The sequence below is a fragment of the Acinetobacter oleivorans DR1 genome (assembly GCF_000196795.1).
GTDB classification, from domain to species: Bacteria; Pseudomonadota; Gammaproteobacteria; order Pseudomonadales; family Moraxellaceae; genus Acinetobacter; species Acinetobacter oleivorans.
Genome location: NC_014259.1, coordinates 820,406 through 844,023, shown reverse-complemented (window position 1 = coordinate 844,023; position 23,618 = coordinate 820,406). Strand labels below are relative to the sequence as shown.

Annotated in this window: 23 protein-coding genes and 3 tRNA genes; 14 read left to right on the top strand and 12 right to left on the bottom strand. The window is 38.3% G+C overall.

Translation table 11 applies throughout. From position 1 onward, the window contains the following. Positions 1-21 precede the first annotated feature (21 nt). Both AOLE_RS04010 and AOLE_RS04005 read left to right on the top strand, forming a co-directional pair. The gene (locus tag AOLE_RS04010; protein ID WP_081399115.1) at positions 22-1,353 is read left to right on the top strand and encodes an MFS transporter; all 1,332 of its coding nucleotides are present in this window, start codon (positions 22-24) and stop codon (positions 1,351-1,353) included. Between the two features lie 116 nt (positions 1,354-1,469). After that, positions 1,470-1,892 carry a hypothetical protein gene (locus AOLE_RS04005; protein WP_005307920.1) on the top strand — a complete coding sequence of 141 codons (423 nt, stop codon included), beginning with the start codon at positions 1,470-1,472 and terminating at the stop codon, positions 1,890-1,892. A gap of 21 nt (positions 1,893-1,913) precedes the next feature. Here AOLE_RS04005 and AOLE_RS04000 read toward each other — a convergent pair whose 3' ends face one another. Together AOLE_RS04000 and folD are read right to left on the bottom strand one after the other, a co-directional pair. Next, positions 1,914-2,582, bottom strand: a complete 669-nt coding sequence (locus tag AOLE_RS04000; RefSeq protein WP_013197000.1) for a class I SAM-dependent methyltransferase — start codon at positions 2,580-2,582, stop codon at positions 1,914-1,916. Positions 2,583-2,822: 240 nt separating this feature from the next. Then, the gene (gene folD, locus AOLE_RS03995) at positions 2,823-3,671 is read right to left on the bottom strand and encodes a bifunctional methylenetetrahydrofolate dehydrogenase/methenyltetrahydrofolate cyclohydrolase FolD (RefSeq protein WP_013196999.1); all 849 of its coding nucleotides are present in this window, start codon (positions 3,669-3,671) and stop codon (positions 2,823-2,825) included. Between the two features lie 152 nt (positions 3,672-3,823). Here folD and AOLE_RS03990 point away from each other — a divergent pair. Both AOLE_RS03990 and AOLE_RS03985 read left to right on the top strand, forming a co-directional pair. Beyond that, positions 3,824-3,897: transfer RNA gene (locus AOLE_RS03990), tRNA-Cys, on the top strand. 11 nt (positions 3,898-3,908) lie between these two features. Continuing rightward, positions 3,909-3,994: transfer RNA gene (locus tag AOLE_RS03985), tRNA-Leu, on the top strand. Between the two features lie 103 nt (positions 3,995-4,097). On the opposite strand, the gene AOLE_RS03980 is transcribed toward AOLE_RS03985, so the two are convergent. Beyond that, positions 4,098-5,861 carry an alkaline phosphatase D family protein gene (locus AOLE_RS03980; RefSeq protein WP_013196998.1) on the bottom strand — a complete coding sequence of 588 codons (1,764 nt, stop codon included), beginning with the start codon at positions 5,859-5,861 and terminating at the stop codon, positions 4,098-4,100. A gap of 196 nt (positions 5,862-6,057) precedes the next feature. Here AOLE_RS03980 and AOLE_RS03975 point away from each other — a divergent pair. Next, positions 6,058-6,143: transfer RNA gene (locus AOLE_RS03975), tRNA-Leu, on the top strand. Between the two features lie 76 nt (positions 6,144-6,219). Further along, positions 6,220-6,561, top strand: coding sequence for a hypothetical protein (locus AOLE_RS20250; RefSeq protein WP_013196997.1), 342 nt, complete (start codon positions 6,220-6,222; stop codon positions 6,559-6,561). On the opposite strand, the gene AOLE_RS03965 is transcribed toward AOLE_RS20250, so the two are convergent. From AOLE_RS03965 to rlmE, 4 genes are all read right to left on the bottom strand, one after another. After that, complete coding sequence (locus tag AOLE_RS03965; protein WP_005307931.1) at positions 6,562-6,876, bottom strand: DUF5713 family protein; 315 nt, start codon at positions 6,874-6,876, stop codon at positions 6,562-6,564. 132 nt (positions 6,877-7,008) lie between these two features. Continuing rightward, a complete protein-coding gene (gene folP / locus AOLE_RS03960) occupies positions 7,009-7,860 on the bottom strand; it encodes a dihydropteroate synthase (RefSeq protein WP_023274143.1) in 852 nt (283 codons plus the stop codon). A 135-nt stretch (positions 7,861-7,995) separates the two neighbouring features. Continuing rightward, positions 7,996-9,891, bottom strand: coding sequence for an ATP-dependent zinc metalloprotease FtsH (gene ftsH / locus AOLE_RS03955; protein WP_035331510.1), 1,896 nt, complete (start codon positions 9,889-9,891; stop codon positions 7,996-7,998). 133 nt (positions 9,892-10,024) lie between these two features. Continuing rightward, complete coding sequence (gene rlmE / locus AOLE_RS03950) at positions 10,025-10,675, bottom strand: 23S rRNA (uridine(2552)-2'-O)-methyltransferase RlmE (RefSeq protein WP_013196994.1); 651 nt, start codon at positions 10,673-10,675, stop codon at positions 10,025-10,027. Between the two features lie 199 nt (positions 10,676-10,874). On the opposite strand from rlmE, the gene yhbY reads away from it, so the two are divergent. Further along, positions 10,875-11,198, top strand: a complete 324-nt coding sequence (gene yhbY / locus AOLE_RS03945) for a ribosome assembly RNA-binding protein YhbY (protein WP_004790462.1) — start codon at positions 10,875-10,877, stop codon at positions 11,196-11,198. 16 nt (positions 11,199-11,214) lie between these two features. Then, positions 11,215-11,751, top strand: coding sequence for a DOMON-like domain-containing protein (locus AOLE_RS03940; RefSeq protein ID WP_004790459.1), 537 nt, complete (start codon positions 11,215-11,217; stop codon positions 11,749-11,751). 59 nt (positions 11,752-11,810) lie between these two features. Here the strand turns inward: AOLE_RS03940 and AOLE_RS03935 are convergent, their stop codons facing one another. Both AOLE_RS03935 and AOLE_RS19690 read right to left on the bottom strand, forming a co-directional pair. Beyond that, entirely contained in the window at positions 11,811-12,398 is a 588-nt protein-coding gene (locus AOLE_RS03935) for a hypothetical protein (protein WP_013196993.1), read from the bottom strand. Positions 12,399-12,427: 29 nt separating this feature from the next. After that, positions 12,428-12,586: a hypothetical protein gene (locus tag AOLE_RS19690; protein WP_081399114.1), complete on the bottom strand. Its 159-nt coding sequence runs from the start codon at positions 12,584-12,586 to the stop codon at positions 12,428-12,430. Between the two features lie 123 nt (positions 12,587-12,709). Between AOLE_RS19690 and carA the strand changes: the two genes are divergently transcribed. The 5 genes from carA to AOLE_RS03910 all read left to right on the top strand — a co-directional run bounded on the left by carA (position 12,710) and on the right by AOLE_RS03910 (position 18,927). After that, entirely contained in the window at positions 12,710-13,849 is a 1,140-nt protein-coding gene (gene carA, locus AOLE_RS03930; RefSeq protein WP_005307938.1) for a glutamine-hydrolyzing carbamoyl-phosphate synthase small subunit, read from the top strand. A 14-nt stretch (positions 13,850-13,863) separates the two neighbouring features. After that, positions 13,864-17,094 carry a carbamoyl-phosphate synthase large subunit gene (gene carB, locus AOLE_RS03925; RefSeq protein ID WP_013196992.1) on the top strand — a complete coding sequence of 1,077 codons (3,231 nt, stop codon included), beginning with the start codon at positions 13,864-13,866 and terminating at the stop codon, positions 17,092-17,094. An 87-nt stretch (positions 17,095-17,181) separates the two neighbouring features. Next, a complete protein-coding gene (greA, locus tag AOLE_RS03920; RefSeq protein WP_005307940.1) occupies positions 17,182-17,658 on the top strand; it encodes a transcription elongation factor GreA in 477 nt (158 codons plus the stop codon). A 75-nt stretch (positions 17,659-17,733) separates the two neighbouring features. Further along, complete coding sequence (locus tag AOLE_RS03915; RefSeq protein ID WP_013196991.1) at positions 17,734-18,366, top strand: CatB-related O-acetyltransferase; 633 nt, start codon at positions 17,734-17,736, stop codon at positions 18,364-18,366. 123 nt (positions 18,367-18,489) lie between these two features. Beyond that, positions 18,490-18,927: a universal stress protein gene (locus tag AOLE_RS03910; RefSeq protein WP_005307948.1), complete on the top strand. Its 438-nt coding sequence runs from the start codon at positions 18,490-18,492 to the stop codon at positions 18,925-18,927. Positions 18,928-18,998: 71 nt separating this feature from the next. On the opposite strand, the gene AOLE_RS03905 is transcribed toward AOLE_RS03910, so the two are convergent. Next, positions 18,999-19,328 carry an MGMT family protein gene (locus tag AOLE_RS03905; RefSeq protein WP_081399262.1) on the bottom strand — a complete coding sequence of 110 codons (330 nt, stop codon included), beginning with the start codon at positions 19,326-19,328 and terminating at the stop codon, positions 18,999-19,001. An 81-nt stretch (positions 19,329-19,409) separates the two neighbouring features. Here AOLE_RS03905 and AOLE_RS03900 point away from each other — a divergent pair, with 81 nt between their 5' ends. Beyond that, positions 19,410-20,126, top strand: a complete 717-nt coding sequence (locus AOLE_RS03900) for a zinc metalloprotease (protein ID WP_013196989.1) — start codon at positions 19,410-19,412, stop codon at positions 20,124-20,126. Positions 20,127-20,131: 5 nt separating this feature from the next. Here the strand turns inward: AOLE_RS03900 and AOLE_RS03895 are convergent, their stop codons facing one another. Beyond that, on the bottom strand, positions 20,132-21,862 hold the full coding sequence (locus AOLE_RS03895; RefSeq protein ID WP_013196988.1) for a CapA family protein: 1,731 nt from the start codon (positions 21,860-21,862) through the stop codon (positions 20,132-20,134). Then, positions 21,859-23,514, bottom strand: a complete 1,656-nt coding sequence (locus AOLE_RS03890) for a glycoside hydrolase family protein (protein WP_023274142.1) — start codon at positions 23,512-23,514, stop codon at positions 21,859-21,861. The genes AOLE_RS03895 and AOLE_RS03890 overlap by 4 nt, the downstream gene beginning before the upstream one ends. Positions 23,515-23,618: the final 104 nt, after the last annotated feature.

The window sequence follows — 23,618 nt, the reverse complement described above, 5'->3', positions numbered from 1 at the left end:
AGCATTCAACCCAAGCGAAACATGGAGCGACTCATGGTTGATCAACCTTCTACCGCAACAACTCCGCATTCTAATTTAGATACAAAAACCCGGCTAAAATCAATTTTGGGCGGTTCCGCGGGTAACCTTGTCGAATGGTACGACTGGTACGTATATGCCGCATTTACGCTCTATTTTGCTCATGCATTTTTCCCAAAAGGAAGTCAAACAGCTCAACTTCTTCAAGCGGCTGCAATTTTTGCTGTAGGTTTTTTAATGCGCCCAATCGGTGCATGGATTATGGGAATCTACTCAGACCGCAAAGGACGTAAAGCAGGTCTTACACTTTCCGTTACTTTGATGTGCGTAGGCTCACTTCTTATTGCTGTGACACCAAGTTATGAAAGCATTGGTGTATTTGCCCCTCTTTTATTAGTTGTCGCTCGTTTAATTCAAGGCTTAAGTGTAGGCGGTGAATATGGTGCCAGTGCCACTTATTTAAGTGAAATGGCCGAAAAAAATCGGCGTGGTTTTTTCTCAAGCTTTCAATATGTCACCTTAATTGCAGGACAACTGACAGCTCTATGTGTTCTTTTAATATTACAAATGGTATTAACCGAACAACAGTTACATGATTGGGGATGGCGTATTCCATTCTTTATTGGTGCTTTACTTGCCATTGTTGTGTTCCGTATTCGTCGTGGCTTATTAGAAACACAATCTTTTAAAAATGCCCAAGCTGAAAAAGACCAACCACAATCGGGCATGTTTGCTTTATTCAAACACTACCCTAAAGAAGCTTTTACAGTATTATTTTTAACAGCTGGCGGAACTTTAGCTTTTTATACCTATACTACTTACCTACAAAAATATTTAGTAAATACGTCCGGATTTACAAAACCCGAGGCCACTCAAATTACCACGTTAGCGCTATTTATTTTCATGTGCTTACAACCTGTAGCGGGTGCTTTGTCAGACCGAATCGGTCGAAAACCTCTTATGATTTTCTTCGGAATAACTGGTGTTTTATTCACATATATTTTATTTGATGCACTCGCAAACACGCATAACTACTGGACAGCTTTCTGGTTATGTTTTGGAGGTCTAGTGATGGTGACTGGCTACACTTCAATTAATGCTGTGGTTAAAGCAGAGCTATTTCCTGCACATATTCGAGCTTTAGGGGTAGCTTTACCCTACGCGATTGCCAATACATTATTTGGCGGTACAGCAGAGTTCTTTGCTTTAAGTTTTAAAGAAGCTGGACATGAATCCTGGTACTTTATTTATGTGAGTATTATGATCTTCATTTCACTTATTATTTATATTTTTATGAAAGATACTAAGCATCATTCAAAAATTAAAGAACATTAATATTTTAACAAAAGAGCTAATATCGCCAGCCGATGTTAGCTTAAATCGTGCGATTAAGCCCCAACAATCGCTGTGTTTTATGAGATACTAGAGATAAGAATATAAGGATGATACTGATGAATAGAAGTATTTTATGTTTGGCATTAAGCAGTATGTTTGTTTTAACCGCTTGTCAGACCACCCCTCGACAATACAATGGTTCAACTGGCTACCAGATTGAAAACCAAACAAAAACTTCGGCAACTTTAGCTTACACATTGGCTAGCCGCACTAATCAGCAGTTAGATGAACGTAAATTGCAACGTGCTTGTCAAAATGTATTAGGCGCTCAAAAAGTTTATAAATTATCAGTTCTAAGCATTAATGAGATTTCAAACCCAGCTCAACAAGAACATTATGGTGTTCAATTGGGTGAAACTCGTGCCTCATTTGGTTTATCGAATACGCCTAGTTTAAACAATGGCGAAGACTATGCAACTCGCCAAGCACTTGAAGCACGTCCAAGTACGTTAAAAGTAGTTCGTTATACTTGCTCATAATATAAATAAGACGCTGTTCTTTTACAGCGTCTTATAAAAACTTACATTTCTAAACTCTTTAGCTTCATCAAGATCTGGCCATGTCGATGCACTTCTTTCATCAATTTTTTCATATTTTGGATGACTAAAGTTTTTAACACGGCTATCTGCGACCCAAACCTCTGGCGAAAATTTCAAGAATTCATCTAAAAAGAAACGGTTGCACTGGTCATACAACACATCAGCAGCCAATAAAACATCAACTTGCTCTGCTTTATATAAATCGTCCAAATATTCCAGCTCAACATCATTCAACAAAGCATTTTCACGGCAGGCAGCAAGACTAACTTGATCAATATCACAACAAATTACTCTTTTAGCACCAGCCATTTTAGCTGCAATTGCGACTACGCCCGAACCTGCACCAAAATCTAGAACAACTTTATCTTTAACATGATGTGGCTCTGCAAGTAACCACTGCGCCATTGCTAAACCAGATGCCCAGCAAAAAATCCAATATGGCGTGTCATTCCAGATACGGCGAATAACTTCATCATCTAAGCGATCAGTTGGGAAAACGGGTGGAATCAACCACAAGGAAACAGGCGTTTCTGGTAACTGTTGTACCATCAACTCACAATGAGGAATAACTTCATGCAAGGCTTGAAGTAAATGTTCAGGGGCTTTGGTAAGTTGGAAAGTGCAGCTCATAAATAAGCTCAACAATTTATAATTACTATTTGATTAACCACATTGCGAGCAAGACTAAAACAGCGGCTTATAACATGATAGCGTTTAGTTACTAAAAAATACGTTAGTTCAATTCCAATGTATTAATTACAGCAACCGTTTTGGTCTTGCGTAGCTTCGCTACTCATCCCGAAAGAAAAGTAACATACGAGCTCCTAACATTTGCGTTAAACGGTAGGACCCCGTCGTGAATAAATTAAATTAACCTAAAGCTTTTTCAGCAGCTTCTACAGTTTGACGAATCAAAGTTGTAATTGTCATTGGACCAACACCACCTGGTACTGGCGTATAAGCAGAAGCAATTTCTTCAATACCTTGTAGCTGGATGTCGCCTACACCACCACCATCGCGTGGATGGAAACCAGCATCAACAACTACTGCACCTTGTTTAATCCAGTCTTTTTGGATGAGTTCAGCTTTACCTACAGCACCAACAATAATGTCAGCTTGTTTCACAAGCTCAGGTAAGTTTTGTGTACGTGAATGGCAAATTGTTACTGTTGCATTCGCTTGCAATAGCATCATTGCCATTGGTTTACCTAAAATTGCTGAACGACCAACCACAATCGCATGTTTACCAGCAATTTCAATGTTGTTTTCTTTTAAAATGGTCATAATGCCCGCAGGAGTTGCTGAACCATATGCAGCTTCGCCCATAGCCATACGGCCAAAACCAAGACAAGTTACACCATCAACATCTTTAGCTAATGAGATTGCATCAAAACATGCGCGCTCATCAATTTGTGCAGGAACGGGATGTTGTAGAAGAATACCGTGAACATCTGGATTAGCATTTAGCTTTTCGATTTCAGCTAATAATTGTTCTGTTGTAGTTTCTTGTGATAACTCAATTTTTAAAGAATCCATGCCTACTCGACGGCAAGCATTTCCTTTCATGCGTACATAAGTTGCAGATGCGCCATCATCCCCAACCAAAATAGTCGCTAAAATTGGGGTACGACCTGTTTTAGCTTTTAAAGCTTCAACACGTACTGACAAATTTTCTTCAATTTGCTTTGCTAATGCACGACCGTCTAAAACCAATGCCACAGCACATCTCCAAGGTAGACATGAATTTAATGTGCCAATAATACATGATTATTTGGACAAATTTATTCTAGATGTTGCTTTTATGTTCATCTTATCTCAAAACAGTATTGTTTTTTTTCTAAAGGTTGCTAATATGTGCATCACCAAATGTAGGCGGGGTGGCAGAGTGGTCATGCAGCGGACTGCAACTCCGTGGACGCCGGTTCGATTCCGACCTCCGCCTCCAAATTTGGTAAAGCCCGGGTGGTGAAATAGGTAGACACAGGGGATTTAAAATCCCCCGCCCACAAAGCGTGCCGGTTCGAGTCCGGCCCCGGGCACCATTTTCTAGTTCAGAGAATGGTGTAATAAAGAATCCAGCGTAAGCTGGTTTTTTTATGTCTAAAAAAAAGGATGCTTATTAGCACCCCTCTCCACTCGATCTATTTAAGCAGTTTTTTGCTTATCTTTTTCAGGTGTTAAGTTCGCATCTAACACTAATTGATAGTGTCGACTTGAATCTACTTTATATTCTGCATTTTTAATTGAATCCACAAAAATCCAATCCGATTGCACTTGCGTATCATCGAGTGTAACCACCAGGTAGCCCCGCTGATTTAAATTGCAATACGTCAATTCATCGATAAGTGTAGTAAAGGCAAATTCAAACTTTTGCAACTGAGCCAAAGGAATACTTAAATATTTTTCAAGACCCGGTGAAGAAACCGAACTTGTCGCCAGTTCAACACCGACATACTTTCCTTTTTGGCTATACAGGTAAGATGTCCATGCATTATGGGTATCGCCAGCCAAAACAATAATTTTCTTATTAAACTCTGCCAATTTATCATACACAAACTCTCGCTCAGCATAGTACCCATCCCAAGCATCGAGATTATATGGAACTAAAGTTGTGACTCGCGCTTTTTCTTGAATAGTTAAAGTTGGATCACCCTGCTCTAATCGCAATTTCAATGTGACTAATTCTGTAATTTGCGCATTCATTTTAGCTAACGCATCTGGCGAAGTTCCACCTGAAGTAATTTGCCCCAGAGAAACCAATAATTCAGCAGGAATCCACATTTTACTCATTAATACTTGCTGACCAATCACATTCCATGTTGCTGTAGATTGTTTTAATTTATCAACCAACCAATCTCTTTGTGTATGCCCCATTAAAGTACGCTTTGAATCTGTTAAATCAGCCTGAAATTTTTGAGCATCTAAACCAGAAGCTGTCATATAGTCCCTGTATTCAAGCTGTTTATCTCGCGCAATAATGCGTGTATCTAACATTGTTAGTTGTACAAGTGACCCAAAATTAAACTGACGATAAATATTTAGATGATCTGTGTTAGAAACAGGGCGAATTGGCATCCATTCAAAATAAGCCTGTAGAGCAGCTAACTTACGATCAGAAAAAGATCCTTCATTATCCTGATGGTTTTCCGCACCATCACGCCAAGTATCATTTGCTAACTCATGATCATCCCAAATTACAATGAAAGGATGACGCTGATGAGCTGCCTGCAAGTCTTTATCCTGACGATATAACGCATAACGTTTGCGATAATCTTCTAGTTTAATAATTTCTTTATTGTTATCAGATGGCAAAGTACGGCCCAATTTTTCTGCATCTTCTGTCGCATATCCATCAGCGCCATATTCATAAATGTAATCTCCCAAATGAATGACTACATCCACATTCTGTTTTGCTATTTCACGATAAACATAGAAGTAACCCGCAGGATAGTTAGAACAAGAACATACTGCAAAGCTGACCTTATTGGTACTTACAGGCAAAGTTTTAGTTTGACCAACAGGTGAAGTTTTATTACCAAAATGGAAACGGTAATAATAAATGGTATCCGTCTGTAGACCTGTTGCATCTACTTTCACGGTGAAATCATCCGTTTTAGTCGTTTGAACCACGCCAGTCTTCAAGTTCAGCTTAAACTGGTCATCGGTAGCAATTTCCCAAGTCACCTTAAGGCGCGCACTAAGATCTACCGGTGTTAAGCGCGTCCATAAAATTACTTTATCCTGCAAAGGGTCGCCGCTCGCAACTCCATGTAAAAAATCTGCTTGTGCCTCCGAACTTTCTTCATCGGAACCATCATTACAACCCGTAAAAGCTACCGACAAAGATAGCGCCCCAAAACCGAAAAGACTTTTTTGAATTAATTCTCGGCGTGAAATTTTCTCTGACATAAAATTACCTAAGTTTTAAGCAATGAGTGTCTTAAACTTAAGTAGATAAGATGAACAACTGATCTCAGTTTAATGAATAAATCATGACATAAATTGGTTAATTTATATAAATACTAACAAGAACTGATTGAAAATAAAGCAAACTCTCTGATTTTCTCTTGCCAATCGCGTACTTGTCCTCTATTATTGCGCACATGCCCGGGTGGTGAAATAGGTAGACACAGGGGATTTAAAATCCCCCGCCCACAAAGCGTGCCGGTTCGAGTCCGGCCCCGGGCACCATTTTCAAATATTGAATTTGGTGCTACAAAGAATCCAGCGTAAGCTGGTTTTTTTATGCTTAATTAAAATGAATTGTATGATAAGAATATTATTACTTCTATTTAGCATTCTTCTCTTAACAAAGATTCATGCTACAGGCCTTTTTTCTTGCACTGTTTATTTCAGAGATAACCATTCGTATTTTTCAGGTTGCTCTATCACCAAACATGACTATTTAATTAACGCACCTAAACAGATAATAAATAAATTCAAGATATTAGAACGAAAAATAGAAACGTATTGGATCACTTTATTAGTAGATGCCAACTCTCAAGAGAATGGTGTTTTAGTTTTAAAAACTAAAGAACGAGATGAAATTCATTTAAAAGCATCTTGTCATTTATTAGATGCATTTGAAGGTATTGTGAATCGAGAGTAATCACCACTCTCGATTCATCACCAGCTCTTCCATTTCAAGGTCTAAATATCCTGCATCCTGTGCCACCATCATCATTGCTTCAGCAATATAGTCAGCAGCACTATCATCCAAGGAAGAATCTAGATCTTCGAACTGAGGTTTCATTTCATTGATTTCAATTACAGTTTGATGAGCATATCGATAAATATCCTGATCAGCTAAAGCAGGCTTCTGAACTTTTTTGGCAAATTGTTCAATTAACTGCTTGAGTTCAGCGACTAAAATATCTGGATAATACTCGTCATCAAACATTGGGAGAAGTAAGTCTTCGAACATACAAAAGTTTACACAGCAGCAGAAACCTGCCGCTTATAACATATTTTCAAAACAATAACGACAATTTTCCCTGACTCAATCATCTAACCCATGAAATTAATCAATCATAGTCTGATTATAAAAGCCTATTTTTTAAGCTTGTTTCATCGCTTTCCAAACAAGAATTGCATCATGCATAGCTTTTACATCATGTGCTCGAACAATTGACGCTCCTTGCTGAATGCTAAGCAAATGCCCCGTAACGCTTCCCACTGCGCGCTCATCTGCAGCTACGCCGTGTAAAGCTTCACCAATAAAACGTTTACGAGAAAGGCCAGATAAAATTGGATAACCCATTTCACTAAGCTTCCAGAATTCATTTAACAGTCTTAAATTTTGCTGCGCATTTTTTGCAAAACCAAATCCAGGATCAATAATAATATTCTGTTTTTTTACACCTGCAGTTAAAGCCTCTTCAACGCGCTGCTGAAGCTCTTGCATTACATCCAATGTCACATTCGTATATTGATCTAGCTGATTCATTGTGGTGGGCTCACCACGCATATGCATAATCACCACAGGGATATCCAACTCTACTGCCGTTTTTAAAGCATTTGGTCGAGTAAGCGCACGTACATCATTCCAAATATGAGCACCCGCTTCTTTTGCTGCACGGATAACATCTGGCTGACTCGTATCAATTGATAGAATCACATCATGTTTAGCTAAAGCTGCAACTACAGGTACAACTCTTCTAATTTCTTCTTCTACACTTACCTCAGATGCCCCCGGACGGGTAGATTCCCCACCAATATCAATAATGGTAGCGCCCTGCTCTATCATGATTAGCGCATGAGCAATAGCTTGATCTACTTGATTATGTTTTCCACCATCACTAAAAGAATCTGGCGTGACATTTAAAATACCCATAACATGAGGCTGTGATAAATCCAACTGAAGCTGCCCACATTGTAGAATTTGCTGAGGTAAAGGCATTAACTGCATGACAAGCTCCAATTTAATATTCGGCAACATTTTAACAAGACTCTGATCAATATACTGCTGATTTCTTTTCGGCTTTGTCTGAAATACATGCATAAAAAAAGAGCCACATGACTGTGGCTCTTTTGCTTAACTCATTTAGTTCATTGCTGGTAATGGTGGTGGTGTAGATGGACCATCTTTTGGTGGTTCAAATGCAGCCACTGGATTTTCAGCAACATAGACTTTAGGTGGTTGTGGCTCACGACCTTCCATAATGTCACGAATTTGATCACGATCAATGGTTTCCCATTCCATCAAAGCTTTTACCATTGCATGTGCAATATCTTTATTACCTTCTAAGATATTACGTGCAACTTTATATTGCTCATCAAGAATACGGCGTACTTCTTCATCAACTAATTGTTGAGTTGCTTCAGAAATCGTACGGCTTCCTACATTTCCAAAGAAACCATTCTGGTTTTCATCTTCGTAAACCATTACACCCATTTTGTCAGACATACCGTACTTAGTAACCATTGCACGCGCCATTTTAGTAGCTCGCTCAAAGTCGTTTGAAGCACCAGTAGATTGCTGTTGGATAAACACTTCCTCAGCAATACGACCACCAAACAAAATCGCAATTTCATTTAGCATCTTGTCTTTATAATGGCTAATCTGGTCTTGTTCAGGTAACTGCCAAGTTACACCCAAAGCCCAACCACGTGGCATGATCGTTACTTTATGAACAGGATCTGTACCAGGCAAAATCTCTGCAACAATTGCATGACCAGCTTCATGATAAGCAGTTGCACGACGCTCTTCTTCACGTAGAACCATCGACTTACGCTCTGGACCCATGTAGATTTTGTCTTTTGCATCTTCAAAGTCATGCATGTCGACCGTATTCTTATTACGGCGTGCAGCAAATAATGCAGCTTCGTTAACAAGGTTAGCCAACTGTGCACCAGAGAAACCTGGCGTACCACGTGCTAACACTTTCATGTCCACACCTGTAACTGAAGGTAATTTTTTCAAATGCACATTCAGAATTTGCTCACGACCACGAATATCCGGTAAACCAACCATTACTTGACGGTCAAAACGACCTGGACGTAATAATGCTTTATCAAGCACATCAACACGGTTAGTTGCAGCAATAACGATTACGCCTTCATTACCTTCAAAACCATCCATTTCCACAAGCATCTGGTTTAAGGTTTGTTCACGCTCATCATGACCACCACCTGTACCCGAACCACGGTGACGACCAACTGCATCAATCTCATCGATAAAGATGATACATGGCGCGTGACCCTTCGCCTGCTCAAACATATCACGGACACGGGACGCACCCACACCCACGAACATTTCTACAAAGTCAGAACCTGAAATGCTGAAGAAAGGAACCTTCGCTTCACCAGCAATTGCTTTAGCTAATAATGTTTTACCAGTACCCGGAGGACCAACCATAAGTACGCCACGAGGAATAGTCGCGCCCAAACGTTTGAATTTTGCAGGGTCTTTTAAGAAATCAACAATTTCAACAACTTCTTGTTTTGCTTCATCACAGCCGGCGACGTCAGAAAAATTGACTTTGATCTGGTCTTCAGAAAGCATTTTTGCCTTCGACTTACCAAAACTCATCGGTCCATTCTTTCCGCCTGCACCACCACCCATGTTACGCATAAAGAACATGAATAACAAAATGATTAACAGTACAGGGAAACTAGCAATGAGAAGTTGCATCAAAATGCCTTGACGTTGTGGAGCTGTTCCCTCAACAACAACATTTTGTTTATTTAAGCTTGGCATAAGCTCAGTGTCTTCAACTTGCGGACGAACAGTTTCAAACTGTGATCCGTTAGTTTTTTCACCATTAATATTTAAACCGTCAATTGTGACTTGCTTAATTTGGCCACTATTCACCGCTGCAACGAAATCTGAATATTTCATCGCAGTAGGCTTGTTGCGGTCACTGATATTACTGAAAATTAAAATCAGAACACCAAGTATTATTAGCCACAATACGGCATTCTTGAAGTAATCGCTCAAAGCTTTATTCCCATATCGATCTAATTTGATCATGCCCAATCTTGGCCGATCGTCATAAAAGCAGCAACTGTATTGCTTGCGGATAACCTAAAAGTACAAAATGCACAATTTTTAGGAGCTTGGCAAGTAAACTTTATTGCAATGCTTTCTTACGCCCTTGTCCAACCAAAAAAACTTCTTTAGATCGTGCACGAGAAGCTGCTGGTTTTACTGTTTTTAACACATCAAAACTATCAACTACTTGTTTACGAAACTCATCAAATCCTGCACCTTGGAACACTTTAACCACAAGTTGTCCATTAGGACCAAGAACCTTTTGAGCAAAATCTAAAGCCAGTTCACATAAGTAAATCTGTCTAGGTTGATCAACAGCCCTATTACCAGATGTATTGGGGGCCATATCAGAAATTACAATGTCTACTTGTCGCCCATTTAAAATATTTAACAATTTTTCAAATACATCTTCTTCTCTAAAGTCGCCTTGTAAGAAACTGACATCAGGCAAAGCATCCATAGGCAAAATATCGGAAGCAATCACTAAACCTTTGCTACCAACAAGTTTCCCAGCGATTTGAGACCAACTACCAGGAGCCGCGCCTAAATCTACTACCGTCATGCCTGGCTTGATCAGCTTATATTTTTCTTGAATTTCAAGAAGTTTATAGGCCGCTCGAGCACGATACCCTTCCTTTTGAGCTTTTTTAACAAAAGGATCGTCTAGATGTTCTCTCATCCACGCACGACTACTTTTCGACAATTTCTGGTTTGTAATGCGTGTTGCCATAACTCACTAAATATCAAAAAAACTTCTGATCGTTCATTGTACGTGAAAATTACTCTCATTACAGTACGGATGTAGCGTAATCTCACTAAGTTTTACAGTTTTTTTCCAATAATGTTGATCGATTATTTATACAGTTTTTCGTACATCTGGATTTAAGTTTTTTGCTATACTAAGCCGTTTTTAAAATCAGGTATTTTTAATGGCCGCTTTATCTATCCATGAACGTAAACGTTTACGTCAAATTGGTCATGTGCTTAATCCGGTTGTCATGATTGGTGGACAAGGCTTAACAGACGCGGTAATCGAAGAAACACTTCGTGCTTTAAACGATCATGAGCTTATTAAAGTTAAGATTGCTGGTGAAGACCGTGAAGCTCGTACTGCAACAATTGAAGCAATTGTAGAAGCAACTGGTGCAGAAGCTGTGCAAAAAATTGGTAAAATTGTTTTGCTTTACAAAAAAGCAGCTAAACAAAACCAGCATTTGTCTAATCTTGTTCGTCACGCTCACTTAGCAAACTAATTTAATTTGACAAACTATGGCAAGTTACGAACTTTCAGCTTTTGATCGTTTTCATGCTGTTTCCGTTGTTGGCGCAATTGAACAGCAAGCACCCTATACTTTAAATATCGGTTTTTGGATTCGTGATCCAAATCAACTTATTATCTGGCCTCAAGAAGTCGCGGCTCATCCTCGTCAAGATTTTTTGTGGGAAGAAACTTGTTTCGAAATTTTTGTTGGCGTGCATGATGAAGATTATTATCGGGAGATTAATCTTTCCCCTTCTCAAGCATGGCAGTCATATCAGTTTGAAGAATATCGCTATCCAGAAAGTATACCTCCCCTTGCTGCTTACGATATTGAACTGAATCATCTCAAGCGTACTCACTATGGCTTAAATGTTAGTCTCGATTTAGGGCAATTTATGCAACAGCATCGCTTGAAATGGGCAAACCTTTATTTAGGTTTAACTACAGTTTTAAAAACCAAAGAAGGTATGCAGTACTATGCAATGCAGCATAGTGGAAAAAGTGCAGATTTCCATAATAAACGTGACTGGTTACATCAGTTCTAAAAATAAAAAAGCGAGAAATTAATTCTCGCTTTTTTATAGCTGGACCAAAGCAGTGATCATTAATTGTCTCGTGCTTTATTCCAAGCTTCGACTGCATTATTTTTAGTACGTTTAATACTTTCACTTAGAGAATCTTTGTGTTTCAAAGAAATCTGGCTAATATCACCTTTAAGCTCTTTGCTCACTTTTGTTAAATCTTCAATAAGCGCATTAATTTCTGCTTTCAAAGCATTTTTAAGATCAGATAAACCTTCTTGCGAAGTACTAAACTGAGCCTTAATCACATCAAGACGTTGTAAAATATCTTGTTTAATTTGGACAAATTGATTTTGAATATTTTTATTTAACTCATGAGTTTCAGCTTCAATTTTCTCTTGAGCCTCGCTTAAAACTTCTTGAACTTGTTCTTGAGTTTCAGCAATCGCCTCTTTTACCTGAGCTTTAGCTTCAGTAGCAACTTCTTTAACTTGCTCAGTTTTTTCAACAACAGTTTCTTTTACCTGTGCAGTTTTAGCGGTTACTGTTTTTTTAGCCTTAGTTGTAGTTGCAGCTATCGTTTCTTTCACTTCATTGACCTCAGCTTTGACTGATTCAACTACTGCCTGAGTTTTTTCACTCACTTCTTTTGAAACTTCATTATTGCTCATACTATTTCCTCATATTGTTTATTTTTTAACTAGCAATACAATAAATCCAGTTCAAAGAATTCTCCTTGCAAATTGTTAGACAATTTATCAAAAGTATCTGATTCAGATGAGTGGATAATTTTTTTATAAAAAGCAAGCAATGAATTATATTTTTTAGCAGAAAAGAAATAGACTTTGAGGGGTTCCATGCGTATAATGCGCTGTTAAGTTACAAGCGGGCAGACCGATAGGGAGGGCATGTTTTATCCAAACATCGCCGATCTTTTTTGGGTCTACTCGCTTTTTTACAGCCGAAATTCAGGAGCTTTGGTTTGAGCATCCCCGCCATTTTAGCCCTCGCAGATGGAACGATCTTTAAAGGAACGTCAATCGGCGCAACGGGAAGTACGACTGGAGAAGTCGTTTTTAACACAGCCATGACTGGCTATCAAGAAATTTTGACTGACCCAAGTTATGCACAACAAATTGTGACATTAACTTACCCTCATATTGGTAACACAGGTTGTAACGCGGAAGACGTTGAATCTGGTCGTATCCATAAAGTATGGGCGAATGGTTTAATTATTCGTGACCTTCCTCTACTACACAGTAACTTCCGTGCTGAGCAATCGCTGAGCGAATATCTGCAAGAACACAATGTTGTTGCAATCGCAGATATTGATACGCGTAAATTAACACGTATTTTACGTCAGACTGGTGCACAAAACGGATGCATCCTTGCTGGTGAAAATATTACTGAAGAAGAAGCAATTGCAAAAGCTCGTGCTTTTGGTGGCTTAAATGGCTTAGACCTTGCAAAAGAATGTTGTGATCCAACTGGTTTTGAATGGTCTGAAGGTTCATGGACTCTAGGTCAGGGCTTCTCTCAACCTGAATTAAAATATCATGTAGTTGCATACGATTACGGTGTCAAAACCAACATCTTACGTATGCTTGCAGACCGCGGTTGCAAATTAACCGTTGTACCTGCAGAAACTCCGGCTGAAAAAGTATTGGCACTTAATCCGGATGGCGTATTCCTTTCAAATGGTCCTGGCGATCCAGCTGCTTGTGATTACGCAATCGAAGCTGTAAAAACTATTGTTGAAACCACAACATTACCTGTATTTGGTATTTGCTTAGGACACCAAATCTTGGCACTCGCTTCTGGTGCAAAAACTGTAAAAATGAACCATGGTCACCACGGTGCTAACCATCCTGTACAAAATCTTGAAGATGGTACAGTGATGATTACTTCACAGAACCATGGTTTCGCTGTAGATGCAGAAACTTTACCGGCTAACTTAAAAGCAACGCATAAATCATTGTTCGATGGCACCTTACAAGGTATCCACCGCACAGACAAACCAGCTTTCAGCTTCCAAGGTCACCCTGAAGCAAGCCCTGGTCCACATGATTGTGCACCTTTGTTCGATCATTTTATCGAACTTATCGAAGCATCTAAACAGTAATTACGGAGCGAATAATGCCTAAACGTACGGATATTAAAAGCATCTTAATTATTGGTGCTGGCCCGATTGTGATTGGACAGGCATGTGAGTTTGACTACTCAGGTGCTCAAGCATGTAAAGCACTTCGTGAAGAAGGCTACCGTGTTATTTTGGTTAACTCTAACCCAGCTACCATCATGACAGATCCTTCAATGGCTGATGCAACTTATATTGAGCCGATTACTTGGCAAACTGTTGCACAGATTATTGAAAAAGAACGTCCAGATGCAGTATTACCAACGATGGGTGGTCAAACTGCATTGAACTGTGCCCTCGCACTTGATGAGCATGGCGTTCTTGAAAAATATAATGTTGAATTAATTGGCGCAAGCAAAGAAGCGATTGAAAAAGCCGAAGATCGTAAACTCTTCGATATCGCTATGCGTAAAATTGGATTGGAATGTCCAAAAGCTGCCATTGCTGAAACAATGGAAGAAGCTTTAGCAATCCAGTCACGCTTTGGTTTCCCAGTAATTATTCGTCCATCATTTACAATGGGTGGTTCGGGCGGTGGTATTGCATATAACCGTGAAGAATTCCTTGAAATTTGTGAACGTGGTTTTGACCTCTCTCCTACTCACCAGTTATTGATTGATGAATCTTTAATTGGCTGGAAAGAATACGAAATGGAAGTTGTTCGTGATAAAAACGACAACTGTATTATCGTATGTGCGATCGAAAACTTTGACCCAATGGGCGTTCACACGGGTGACTCAATTACCGTTGCTCCTGCTCAGACATTAACAGACAAAGAATATCAATTGATGCGTAATGCTTCGGTTGCAGTTCTTCGTGAAATTGGTGTTGAAACAGGTGGTTCAAACGTTCAGTTCGGTATTAACCCGAAAGATGGACGTATGGTTGTCATTGAGATGAATCCACGTGTATCTCGTTCATCTGCTCTTGCTTCTAAAGCAACAGGTTTCCCAATCGCAAAAATCGCAGCAAAACTTGCTGTTGGTTATACCCTTGATGAATTGAAAAATGACATCACTGGTGGCGTGACTCCTGCAAGCTTCGAACCATCGATTGACTATGTTGTAACGAAGATTCCTCGTTTTAACTTCGAGAAATTCCCACAAGCAGAACCAGTTCTTACCACTCAGATGAAATCTGTTGGTGAAGTCATGGCAATTGGCCGTAACTTCCAAGAATCTGTACAAAAAGCATTACGTGGTCTTGAAGTTGGTGTAAGCGGTTTCGATGAAAAAATCGAAGCTGGCGCAACAAATGCAAAAGAAACCATTTTAAAAGAGCTTAAAGTTCCAGGCCCTGAGCGTATCTGGTATGTAGCAGATGCTTTCCGTCATGGTTTCTCTTTAGGTGAAGTGTTTGAAGCAACCAAAATTGATCGTTGGTTCCTCATTCAAATTCAAGACATCGTTAAAACTGAAGCTGAAGTAAAAGCTTTAGGTTTTGGTGACTTAAACGCTGACAATATCCGTGCATTCAAACGCAAAGGTTTATCTGACCTTCGTATTGCTCACCTCATGGGTATTTCGCAAAAGCAATTCCGTAAACAACGTTGGAACTTGGGTGTTTATCCAGTTTACAAACGTGTTGATACATGTGCTGCCGAGTTTGAATCTGGTACTGCATACATGTATTCAACTTACGATGAAGAATGTGAAGCAAATCCATCAAATCGTGACAAGATCATGGTTATTGGTGGCGGTCCAAACCGTATTGGTCAAGGTATCGAATTTGACTACTGCTGTGTACACGCTGCATTAGCTATGCGTGAAGATGGTTATGAAACAATCATGGTTAACTGTAACCCTGAAACTGTTTCTACTGACTACGACACATCAGATCGTTTGTACTTCGAACCTGTAACACTTGAAGATGTACTTGAAATCGTACGTACTGAGAAGCCAAAAGGCGTGATCGTACAGTACGGTGGTCAAACACCTCTTAAATTGGCACGTGCTTTAGAAGAAGCTGGTACACCAATTATTGGTACATCACCAGATGCAATTGACCGTGCAGAAGACCGTGAACGTTTCCAGCAAATGATCCAACGTTTACAGCTTCGTCAACCAAACAACAGCATTGTAAAATCTGCTGAAGAAGGTATCTCTGAAGCTGCGAAAGTAGGTTATCCGTTAGTTGTTCGTCCATCTTATGTATTAGGTGGTCGTGCGATGGAAATCGTATACAACGAAGAAGAACTTAAACGTTACCTTCGTGAAGCAGTTCAGGCATCTAACGAAGCCCCTGTTCTTCTTGACCGTTTCTTAGATGATGCAACTGAAGTTGATGTTGACTGTGTATCTGACGGTAAAGATGTTGTGATCGGCGGCATCATGCAGCACATCGAACAAGCAGGTATTCACTCTGGTGACTCTGCATGTTCAATTCCTCCTTATTCTTTATCTAAAGAAATTCAGGATGAAATGCGTCGTCAAACTGTTGCTATGGCAAAAGAACTTGGTGTGGTTGGTTTGATGAACGTTCAGTTCGCAGTTAAAGGCGATGATGTTTACGTTCTTGAAGTTAACCCACGTGCTTCACGTACAGTTCCATTCGTATCGAAATGTATTGGTGATTCTTTAGCAAAAGTAGCTGCACGTTGTATGGCTGGTCAATCACTTGAATCTCAAGGATTTACTAAAGAAATCATTCCAACACACTTTGCTGTGAAAGAAGCTGTTTTCCCATTCGCTAAATTCCAAGGCGTAGATCCAATGCTTGGACCTGAGATGAAATCTACAGGTGAAGTAATGGGCGTTGGTAAAACATTTGGTGAAGCATTCTATAAAGCTGTTTTAGGCTCAAATGATCGCTTACCAGGTTTACCAACTGAAGGCGAAGTAAAACATGCTTTCTTATCAGTACGTGAATCTGACAAGAAATATATTGCAGATATCGCTAAGAAATTAGCTGCATATGGCTTCAAGCTTATTGCAACTGGTGGTACATACCAAGTGCTTAAAGAAGCAGGTTTAGAATGTGAATCTGTGAATAAAGTAACTGAAGGTCGTCCACATATTGTTGACCGCTTGAAAAATGGTGAAATACACCTTATTGTCAATACCACTGAAGGTAAACAGGCTCAATATGACTCTGCAATGATCCGTCGTGCTGCCCTACAAGGCAAAGTGTATTACACAACGACTATCAATGGTGCAGAAGCTGTTTGCCAAGCTTTTGATGTGAAATTGCCAATGGATGTATACCGCTTGCAAGATTTAACTGTAGGTTAATTTGTTACCGATAAGTCCCGTCACCTTATCGGTGGCGGGATTTTTTCATTTTTTTAACTGTGTTTTCTCAACTTAAGAGGGACCAAAATGCAACGCTATCCAATGACCCCTGAAGGTAAAATTGCCTTAGAGAAAGAATTACAACATTTAAAATCTGTTGAACGTCCACGTATTATTCAAGCTATTGCAGAAGCACGTGAACATGGCGACTTAAAGGAAAATGCTGAATATCATGCTGCACGTGAACAGCAAGGTTTCTGTGAAGGCCGTATTCAGGATATCGAAGGTAAATTAGGCGCTGCTCAAGAAATTGATGTTAAAACACTTGAGCAAAATGGCCGTGTTGTTTTTGGTGTAACAGTAACAATTGAAAATCTTGATACTGAAGAACGTAAAACTTATAAAATTGTTGGCGATGACGAAGCAGATTTTAAAATTAATAAAATCTCGGTGAACTCACCAATCGCACGTGGTCTTTTGAGTAAGAGTGAAGGCGATGAAGTAAAAATCGTGACTCCTCAAGGCGAAGTCGAATATGAAATCGTAAGTGTAGAATATCTCTAAGATAGTGCACAACTAGCCCCTCTTTATGAGGGGTTTTTATTCAATACCATCGATATATTTTTTGGGAAATCACACATGGATAACTCTTTAATTAACACTCCAGTTCGTCATTGGTGTGAGTTTGAATTTATCCATAAAACTGTTAAAAACCCGAATATCCATATCAGTGGTCATTATTCTTATTATTCAGCCTATTGGGATCAAGGTTTTGAACGTTGTGTCGTGCGTTACTTACATGATAAAGCCTCGACACCAGACAAACCGATTGACCAACTTTATATTGGTAATTTTGTTTGCTTTGGTGCTGAATGCGTCATTATGATGGGTGGCAACCAACTTCATAGACCAGACTGGATTTCAACTTTCCCTTTTGATACCCGTAGTTTTTTAGCAGCTGGTGATACTGTAATTGCAGATGGATGCTGGATTGGTAGTCGTGCAATGATTATGCAAGGGGTCAAACTTGGTGAAGGTGCAGTGGTTGCAACCGGAGCTGTGGTCACTAAAGATGTTCCACCCTATGCAATTGTAGGTGGCGTGCCTGCGAAAATTATTAAATATCGTTTTCCTCAAGAACAAATCGATAAACTGCTTGCTTTAAAACTTTATGATTTAGATGAGAAGCAAATTTTAAAAATACGCGAATATTTACAAACTGAAGATATAGATGCTTTATCTACACATATAGAAAATTTGCGGAATCGATAAAAATATATCTACAAAAATTTGTTGTTATAAACTCACAAATGATTACGTGCTTGAATTTAAATCGTCAAAAAATAAGTATAAAGTATTGAATAAATAAGCATCATTACAATAAGGAAAACACTCATGTTATATCAACACATTCTTGTACCAATTGACGGTTCTGAAACTTCTTTAATTGCCATGAAAGAGGCAATCAAACTGGGAAAAGCGTTAAATAGCAAAATTACGGTTGTGCAAGTTATGGCTCTTGATCCGTTTATTGCTGACGCCTATGTAAAAACTGGTCAAACGAATGATTTGATTGAACGGACAAGAACCTATTTACTCGATATTTTAGAACACGCAAAACAAGAATTTGCCAATGAAGGCATTACTGTCGAAACTAAACTACTTGAAGGTTTTGTTGTACATGAAGAGATTATTCAGGCTGCTCAAGACTTAAATGCAGATCTGATTGTTATGGGTTCTCATGGCCGTACAGGGGTCCGAAAACTTGTACTGGGTAGTGTTGCACAAAAAGTCTTAGGCGAAAGTCATATTCCTGTTTTAATTGTTCGATAATTTGAATATTGCCTATTTTGTTAATTCTAATAATTTAGGCAATAACTTAAAAAAAATCCTTTCCAGGATCTTTAAGGCTGCCAAGCAAATTGCTTTAAGTTTACTTTACCGTTTAATAAATAGACTCCTTCAGCTTCTAGCTTTAACTGCTGAACATTTTCACCCTTGTCATTAAGTTTACTTAGGCTAATTTTGCCTTGAGAATTAATAACCCGATACCAAGGGACTTGATGATCCGCTTCAAGATGTTTCAAAACATAGCCCACTAATCTCGCATGTTTAGGTAACCCTGCCATACGAGCCACTTGCCCATAAGTTGCGACTTTTCCGTAAGGAATCAAAGCAATGACTTCTAAAATCTGCCGATGTAGTTCATACTGAGTTGTCAAAATGGACTCCATAAAAATTGACATAATTCATATCATATAAAAATTTTTGACTAAAACTAAATGCAATCCAAGGTGGGCTTGAGGAAAATCTGCATGAAAAAAATATTATTGGTGGTTACTGGGACTTTACTGTGCGCTTCTTGTACTACTCGCCCTCCTATTTCTTCAGGAGAAGTACCTAAAGTATCTACAGATGGCCGCCCTATCGTTCCTGTCACATTCGTTTTTACCACTAACTCTCCAGAAGCTACAAAGTTTGATAATTACCAGCAGATGCGTAAAGAAATCAAAATATTAAATAAATATTATGTAGATGATAAAAATAATAAGATTTTTAAATTTAAATTACACCGTTATATCCCTTACGAAGAGTTTTCAAAATTACATTGCGATTTAAAGCAGCAAATCAATCAACCCTACCCGATCTCTACTGAAACTATTCCTGCCAGTGTAAACACCTGTTTTCCTAAAAGAACTGTCAGCAAGGAAGTCATCATTTTTATTTATGATGCCTATTCAACTAAGTGGAAATTTGAAGATGTAACAAGTAGAGCATTTCGTAATAATGGTAAACCTTTTGTTTTATTAGATTGGAACCGACTCAATTATAATATTCAGGCTGGTAGCGTACATGAAATGGGACATGTGTTCGGACTAAAACATGTCTGTGCACCGAATGCTACAAAACGTACACCAACCAACATTATGGCGAGTGCCGAATGTAAACGTGGCAGCGGTGGACTTAGAAATTTAGGTTTTACATCGGTCCAACTTCAAACGATTTTAGAAAATTACCAACGTTATCCATAAAGATTTTAAAAACTCATTTCGATGAAAAAACCTAAATCATCTTGTGCTGCATAATAATTTTCAGGGGTCAGTAATGAAGTCATATAACTGCTGGCCTCTGAAAAGTCGTCTTCATTGACTGGACACGGCTGCCAAAATGTTTTCAAATTATTGGTATAGATTGGATATAAACGCAGTCGATCTTTTGACAAATCTAGCCGAGCAATACATCCATACGGCAAAGCGTTTTGCTCTCTATATTCACCATTGCTATTAAAAACCGCATTGCCAATACCAAATACCACAGGCTTCTGATTAATCACTTTAATCGGTTGGATGGTATGAGCTCCATGACCGATAACGAGGTCCGCACCAACTTGAGTCAAAATATTAGCAAGCTTGCTCTGTTCCTTGGTAATCGGCTTAAAGTCGATGCCCCAATGGCAAATAACAATAATTTTATGCTCAGGGTTAGTCTGCTTATAACGACCTATTTGTTCAAGCAAAACCCCATTTAGACATGCAACTCCACTCTTAGGACCTAAGGCATAAAAATCATAATCTAGATAGGCAGTGTCTCTGTGCCAATAGCCGTTAAAAATAACGTAATGCTTGTTATTAAAAGTGATTTCAAAGTAGCTATGGGCTTCTTTTTGATTTGTGCCTGCACCGATATAAGAAATATTGGCCTGATCAAATTGTTGTAATGTATAAGCTAATCCACGATCCCCAAAATCTTTTAAATGGTTATTTGCCAGTACCACATGGTTAAGGTGAATATTTTTGAACGCTGCTAATGTTTGTTCGGCATCAGCTTTAAGAATAAATGACTTTTTATGTACTAAAGGAGAGTGTTTTTCTAAAGAGAAAACCGCTTCAAAGTTAGCGATATTTACATCATGTTCACCTAAAAAAGCTTTTATTTTTTCAAATGAATAACTGTAGCCATATTGTTGCAGAGCATCTATTTGCCCTTTAACCTTACGTTTTTCGGTGTAGATTTCTCCAAAGTAGGTATCACCTAAAATGTTAATAATGCGGCTTGGGGTAAAGCAAACTCTAGGTCTTACAGTCTGTGCTTGAAAACAGTGATAATAAGGAATTAAGTGCTCAGCACGATGAATATCATCTAAAAAAGAAAAGAAACCAATAGTCTGATTTTCCTCAAAGAACGTCAGATAAATTTTTCTAAATGAATTTGTAAGATATAAAACCTCTACTACATTCTGTGCCATTAATAGAGTCTGTGGTAGATAAGACTTTCCTTTAAAATTCAGCTCTTTTATAAAGAAAAGTTTTCTAATTTCAGCTGGCTGGTTATAAATATTTTTAACTAATAAAAACAAATATTTTAACTGGTTTTGTGTACTTCCTTTTTTCAAATTTAAATTATAGGTAACAGCTCTTTTTGACAAAATTAAATAGGCTTGCTCATCTGTACCGCAGAGCATATTGCTTAAAGTATCCTTCACATCTGCTGCTTGGGTAAAAATTAGCAACTGCAATAGTTCAGTAAAGGTGTAAAGTTCCGAGTGTTTTAAGCCTAGATTTTGCTGACCTAATTGCTCAGATAGGTGTTCAGGGACAACATAGTCATCTTGAGCTTGTACACTTTTTTGCTGAAATTGCTCTAATGCGTAGTCGATTAGCAGTAGCGTTGAAATATCATCGTCAAATTCGAATTGCCATAAATCTTCATCGAAACTTGTCGTATCGATATGTGCTAATAACTTGATTTCAACAGGCTGATATTTCATGGCTCATCACCTTTGTAATCTTTAACGTAAGCGATGTAACCCGATAAATTGTGTTCTTGGTCATCAATCCGTACTCGAAAACGATCATGACGAATATAAAACGCATGTAAAATTTTATCTGGCCGAGCCATATACATCGCCATTTCCGGATAAAAAAATCCTGTAGTTTGAAAATCAGCTCTAAACTCAATTAGCTTTTGAAGCTCAGGCATATACGCTTGCTCAAAAAGTGCTATACGCCCCTGCTCTTTTAAACGGTTCACCATTTTATAAGCAGCCATTAGCATTTCTAATAAAGTTGCATATGTTGTTTTTCGATTTTTAATAAAAATAAAATGTTTTAAATAATTATTTAAACCAAAAATAAAATATTTATCTTCGGGGCATATTTTAGTGAGTTCATTTGTACAATAACTTAACCAATGATCATGGTATTTTTCATATCTTTTCTCAATAAAACATTCAAACATTAATTTAACGGTTTCTATTAATCTAGAATCTTGGTTAATTTGATATAAACGTAATAATGCTAAAGCAGCCTCACCATCATAATAAATAATTCTAAATTTTTCTTTTAAATCATAATCTGGATAATTTAATACATGAGTTGTTGAGCCATTTGAATCTATTAATTTTAAAATACCATTTGCTAATTTTTCTGCATATTTTTGATAGTCAGTTTTTTGGGTAATTTCTTGATATTTAGTTAACATTAAAATGGCGGCCGCATTGGCGCCTAATTTGATTTCGAACTCCCCTTCTTTGCCATCAATCATAAAGGCTGTTTCTGAGTCTTTTTCTTTATAAAAGTTGGTCAGTGCATAGTGAATGGCAGTATGTATTTTGGGCCAATATTCTGGCTTGTTCTGCACTTCAAAAGTTTCTACTAAGGCATATACCGAGGTACAGTGGCGTACCGTATTATAGTTACGAATGTCCCGATCATAAGCAGAGAAATAGCCGTAAATAAATTTGCCATTTTCTTGAATCTGTTCATGCAGAAATGCCGAATTTTGCTCAATTAGATGCTGAAAATGCTGTTTTTTATTGCTTGAAATTCCTCTAATTCCATTTACATCATAGCCACTCGCTAAGTTAATAAATTCCTCATTTTCATAAAATGCTGCGCAGGTATCAAAAGTCCAAATGTCTTGCAGCTCTTGTAATTTAATCTGTGGTTTTGGAGCGTTATATTTTTGCTTAACTGCATAATTTAGGTTTGTTTCATCAAAAAAGTTCGGTTTGTCGTAGCTCAGGCCTCGAATGATTGCTTTTCCATAAATCTCTTGTTCGAGAAAAGCTACTGAACAGTGTTCATCAAATCCAATCCCTTTACGGTAGTGATTGTTGTGAAATTGATGATGGACCTGCTGCTCTACTTCTTTCCAAGCATGTTTCGTCAAGTTATATGCCACATCAATTTTTATATAATCATCCAGCGGTGACTGTGCAAACTGTTCATTAATAAAATCTAATAATTGTTTTTTGGCCTGCTCTAAATTTGTTTTCTCACTGTGCCAAACGCTGCATCTCTGGTCTTTAGGACCATAAGATAAAAATAAAATAATATCCTGTTTAAGACTCGGAACGTGCTGAACAACTTGTTCTAACCAAAGGTTCATTTTTCTTTGGAATTTTAAAAATGCCGTCACTCGAATTTAGTCCCTATTCGTTAATTGTTGTTCTATAAAATTTTCAATACATCATAGCACGGACAAGCTAAAAGCTAGATTAACGTATTGTTTAAACATAAAAA

What these genes read in the sequence shown, in the direction of transcription:
- AOLE_RS03965 (WP_005307931.1), bottom strand. Translation starts at nt 6,876, where the DNA reads ATGTTCGAAGACTTACTTCTCCCAATGTTTGATGACGAGTATTATCCA.
- AOLE_RS20250 (WP_013196997.1), top strand. Translation starts at nt 6,220, where the DNA reads ATGATAAGAATATTATTACTTCTATTTAGCATTCTTCTCTTAACAAAG.
- AOLE_RS04000 (WP_013197000.1), bottom strand. Translation starts at nt 2,582, where the DNA reads ATGAGCTGCACTTTCCAACTTACCAAAGCCCCTGAACATTTACTTCAA.
- AOLE_RS04010 (WP_081399115.1), top strand. Translation starts at nt 22, where the DNA reads ATGGAGCGACTCATGGTTGATCAACCTTCTACCGCAACAACTCCGCAT.
- AOLE_RS04005 (WP_005307920.1), top strand. Translation starts at nt 1,470, where the DNA reads ATGAATAGAAGTATTTTATGTTTGGCATTAAGCAGTATGTTTGTTTTA.
- rlmE (WP_013196994.1), bottom strand. Translation starts at nt 10,675, where the DNA reads ATGGCAACACGCATTACAAACCAGAAATTGTCGAAAAGTAGTCGTGCG.
- AOLE_RS03980 (WP_013196998.1), bottom strand. Translation starts at nt 5,861, where the DNA reads ATGTCAGAGAAAATTTCACGCCGAGAATTAATTCAAAAAAGTCTTTTC.
- AOLE_RS03910 (WP_005307948.1), top strand. Translation starts at nt 18,490, where the DNA reads ATGTTATATCAACACATTCTTGTACCAATTGACGGTTCTGAAACTTCT.
- greA (WP_005307940.1), top strand. Translation starts at nt 17,182, where the DNA reads ATGCAACGCTATCCAATGACCCCTGAAGGTAAAATTGCCTTAGAGAAA.
- AOLE_RS03915 (WP_013196991.1), top strand. Translation starts at nt 17,734, where the DNA reads ATGGATAACTCTTTAATTAACACTCCAGTTCGTCATTGGTGTGAGTTT.
- yhbY (WP_004790462.1), top strand. Translation starts at nt 10,875, where the DNA reads ATGGCCGCTTTATCTATCCATGAACGTAAACGTTTACGTCAAATTGGT.
- AOLE_RS03940 (WP_004790459.1), top strand. Translation starts at nt 11,215, where the DNA reads ATGGCAAGTTACGAACTTTCAGCTTTTGATCGTTTTCATGCTGTTTCC.
- folP (WP_023274143.1), bottom strand. Translation starts at nt 7,860, where the DNA reads ATGCAGTTAATGCCTTTACCTCAGCAAATTCTACAATGTGGGCAGCTT.
- AOLE_RS03895 (WP_013196988.1), bottom strand. Translation starts at nt 21,862, where the DNA reads ATGAAATATCAGCCTGTTGAAATCAAGTTATTAGCACATATCGATACG.
- AOLE_RS03935 (WP_013196993.1), bottom strand. Translation starts at nt 12,398, where the DNA reads ATGAGCAATAATGAAGTTTCAAAAGAAGTGAGTGAAAAAACTCAGGCA.
- AOLE_RS03905 (WP_081399262.1), bottom strand. Translation starts at nt 19,328, where the DNA reads ATGGAGTCCATTTTGACAACTCAGTATGAACTACATCGGCAGATTTTA.
- AOLE_RS03900 (WP_013196989.1), top strand. Translation starts at nt 19,410, where the DNA reads ATGAAAAAAATATTATTGGTGGTTACTGGGACTTTACTGTGCGCTTCT.
- carB (WP_013196992.1), top strand. Translation starts at nt 13,864, where the DNA reads ATGCCTAAACGTACGGATATTAAAAGCATCTTAATTATTGGTGCTGGC.
- AOLE_RS19690 (WP_081399114.1), bottom strand. Translation starts at nt 12,586, where the DNA reads ATGGAACCCCTCAAAGTCTATTTCTTTTCTGCTAAAAAATATAATTCA.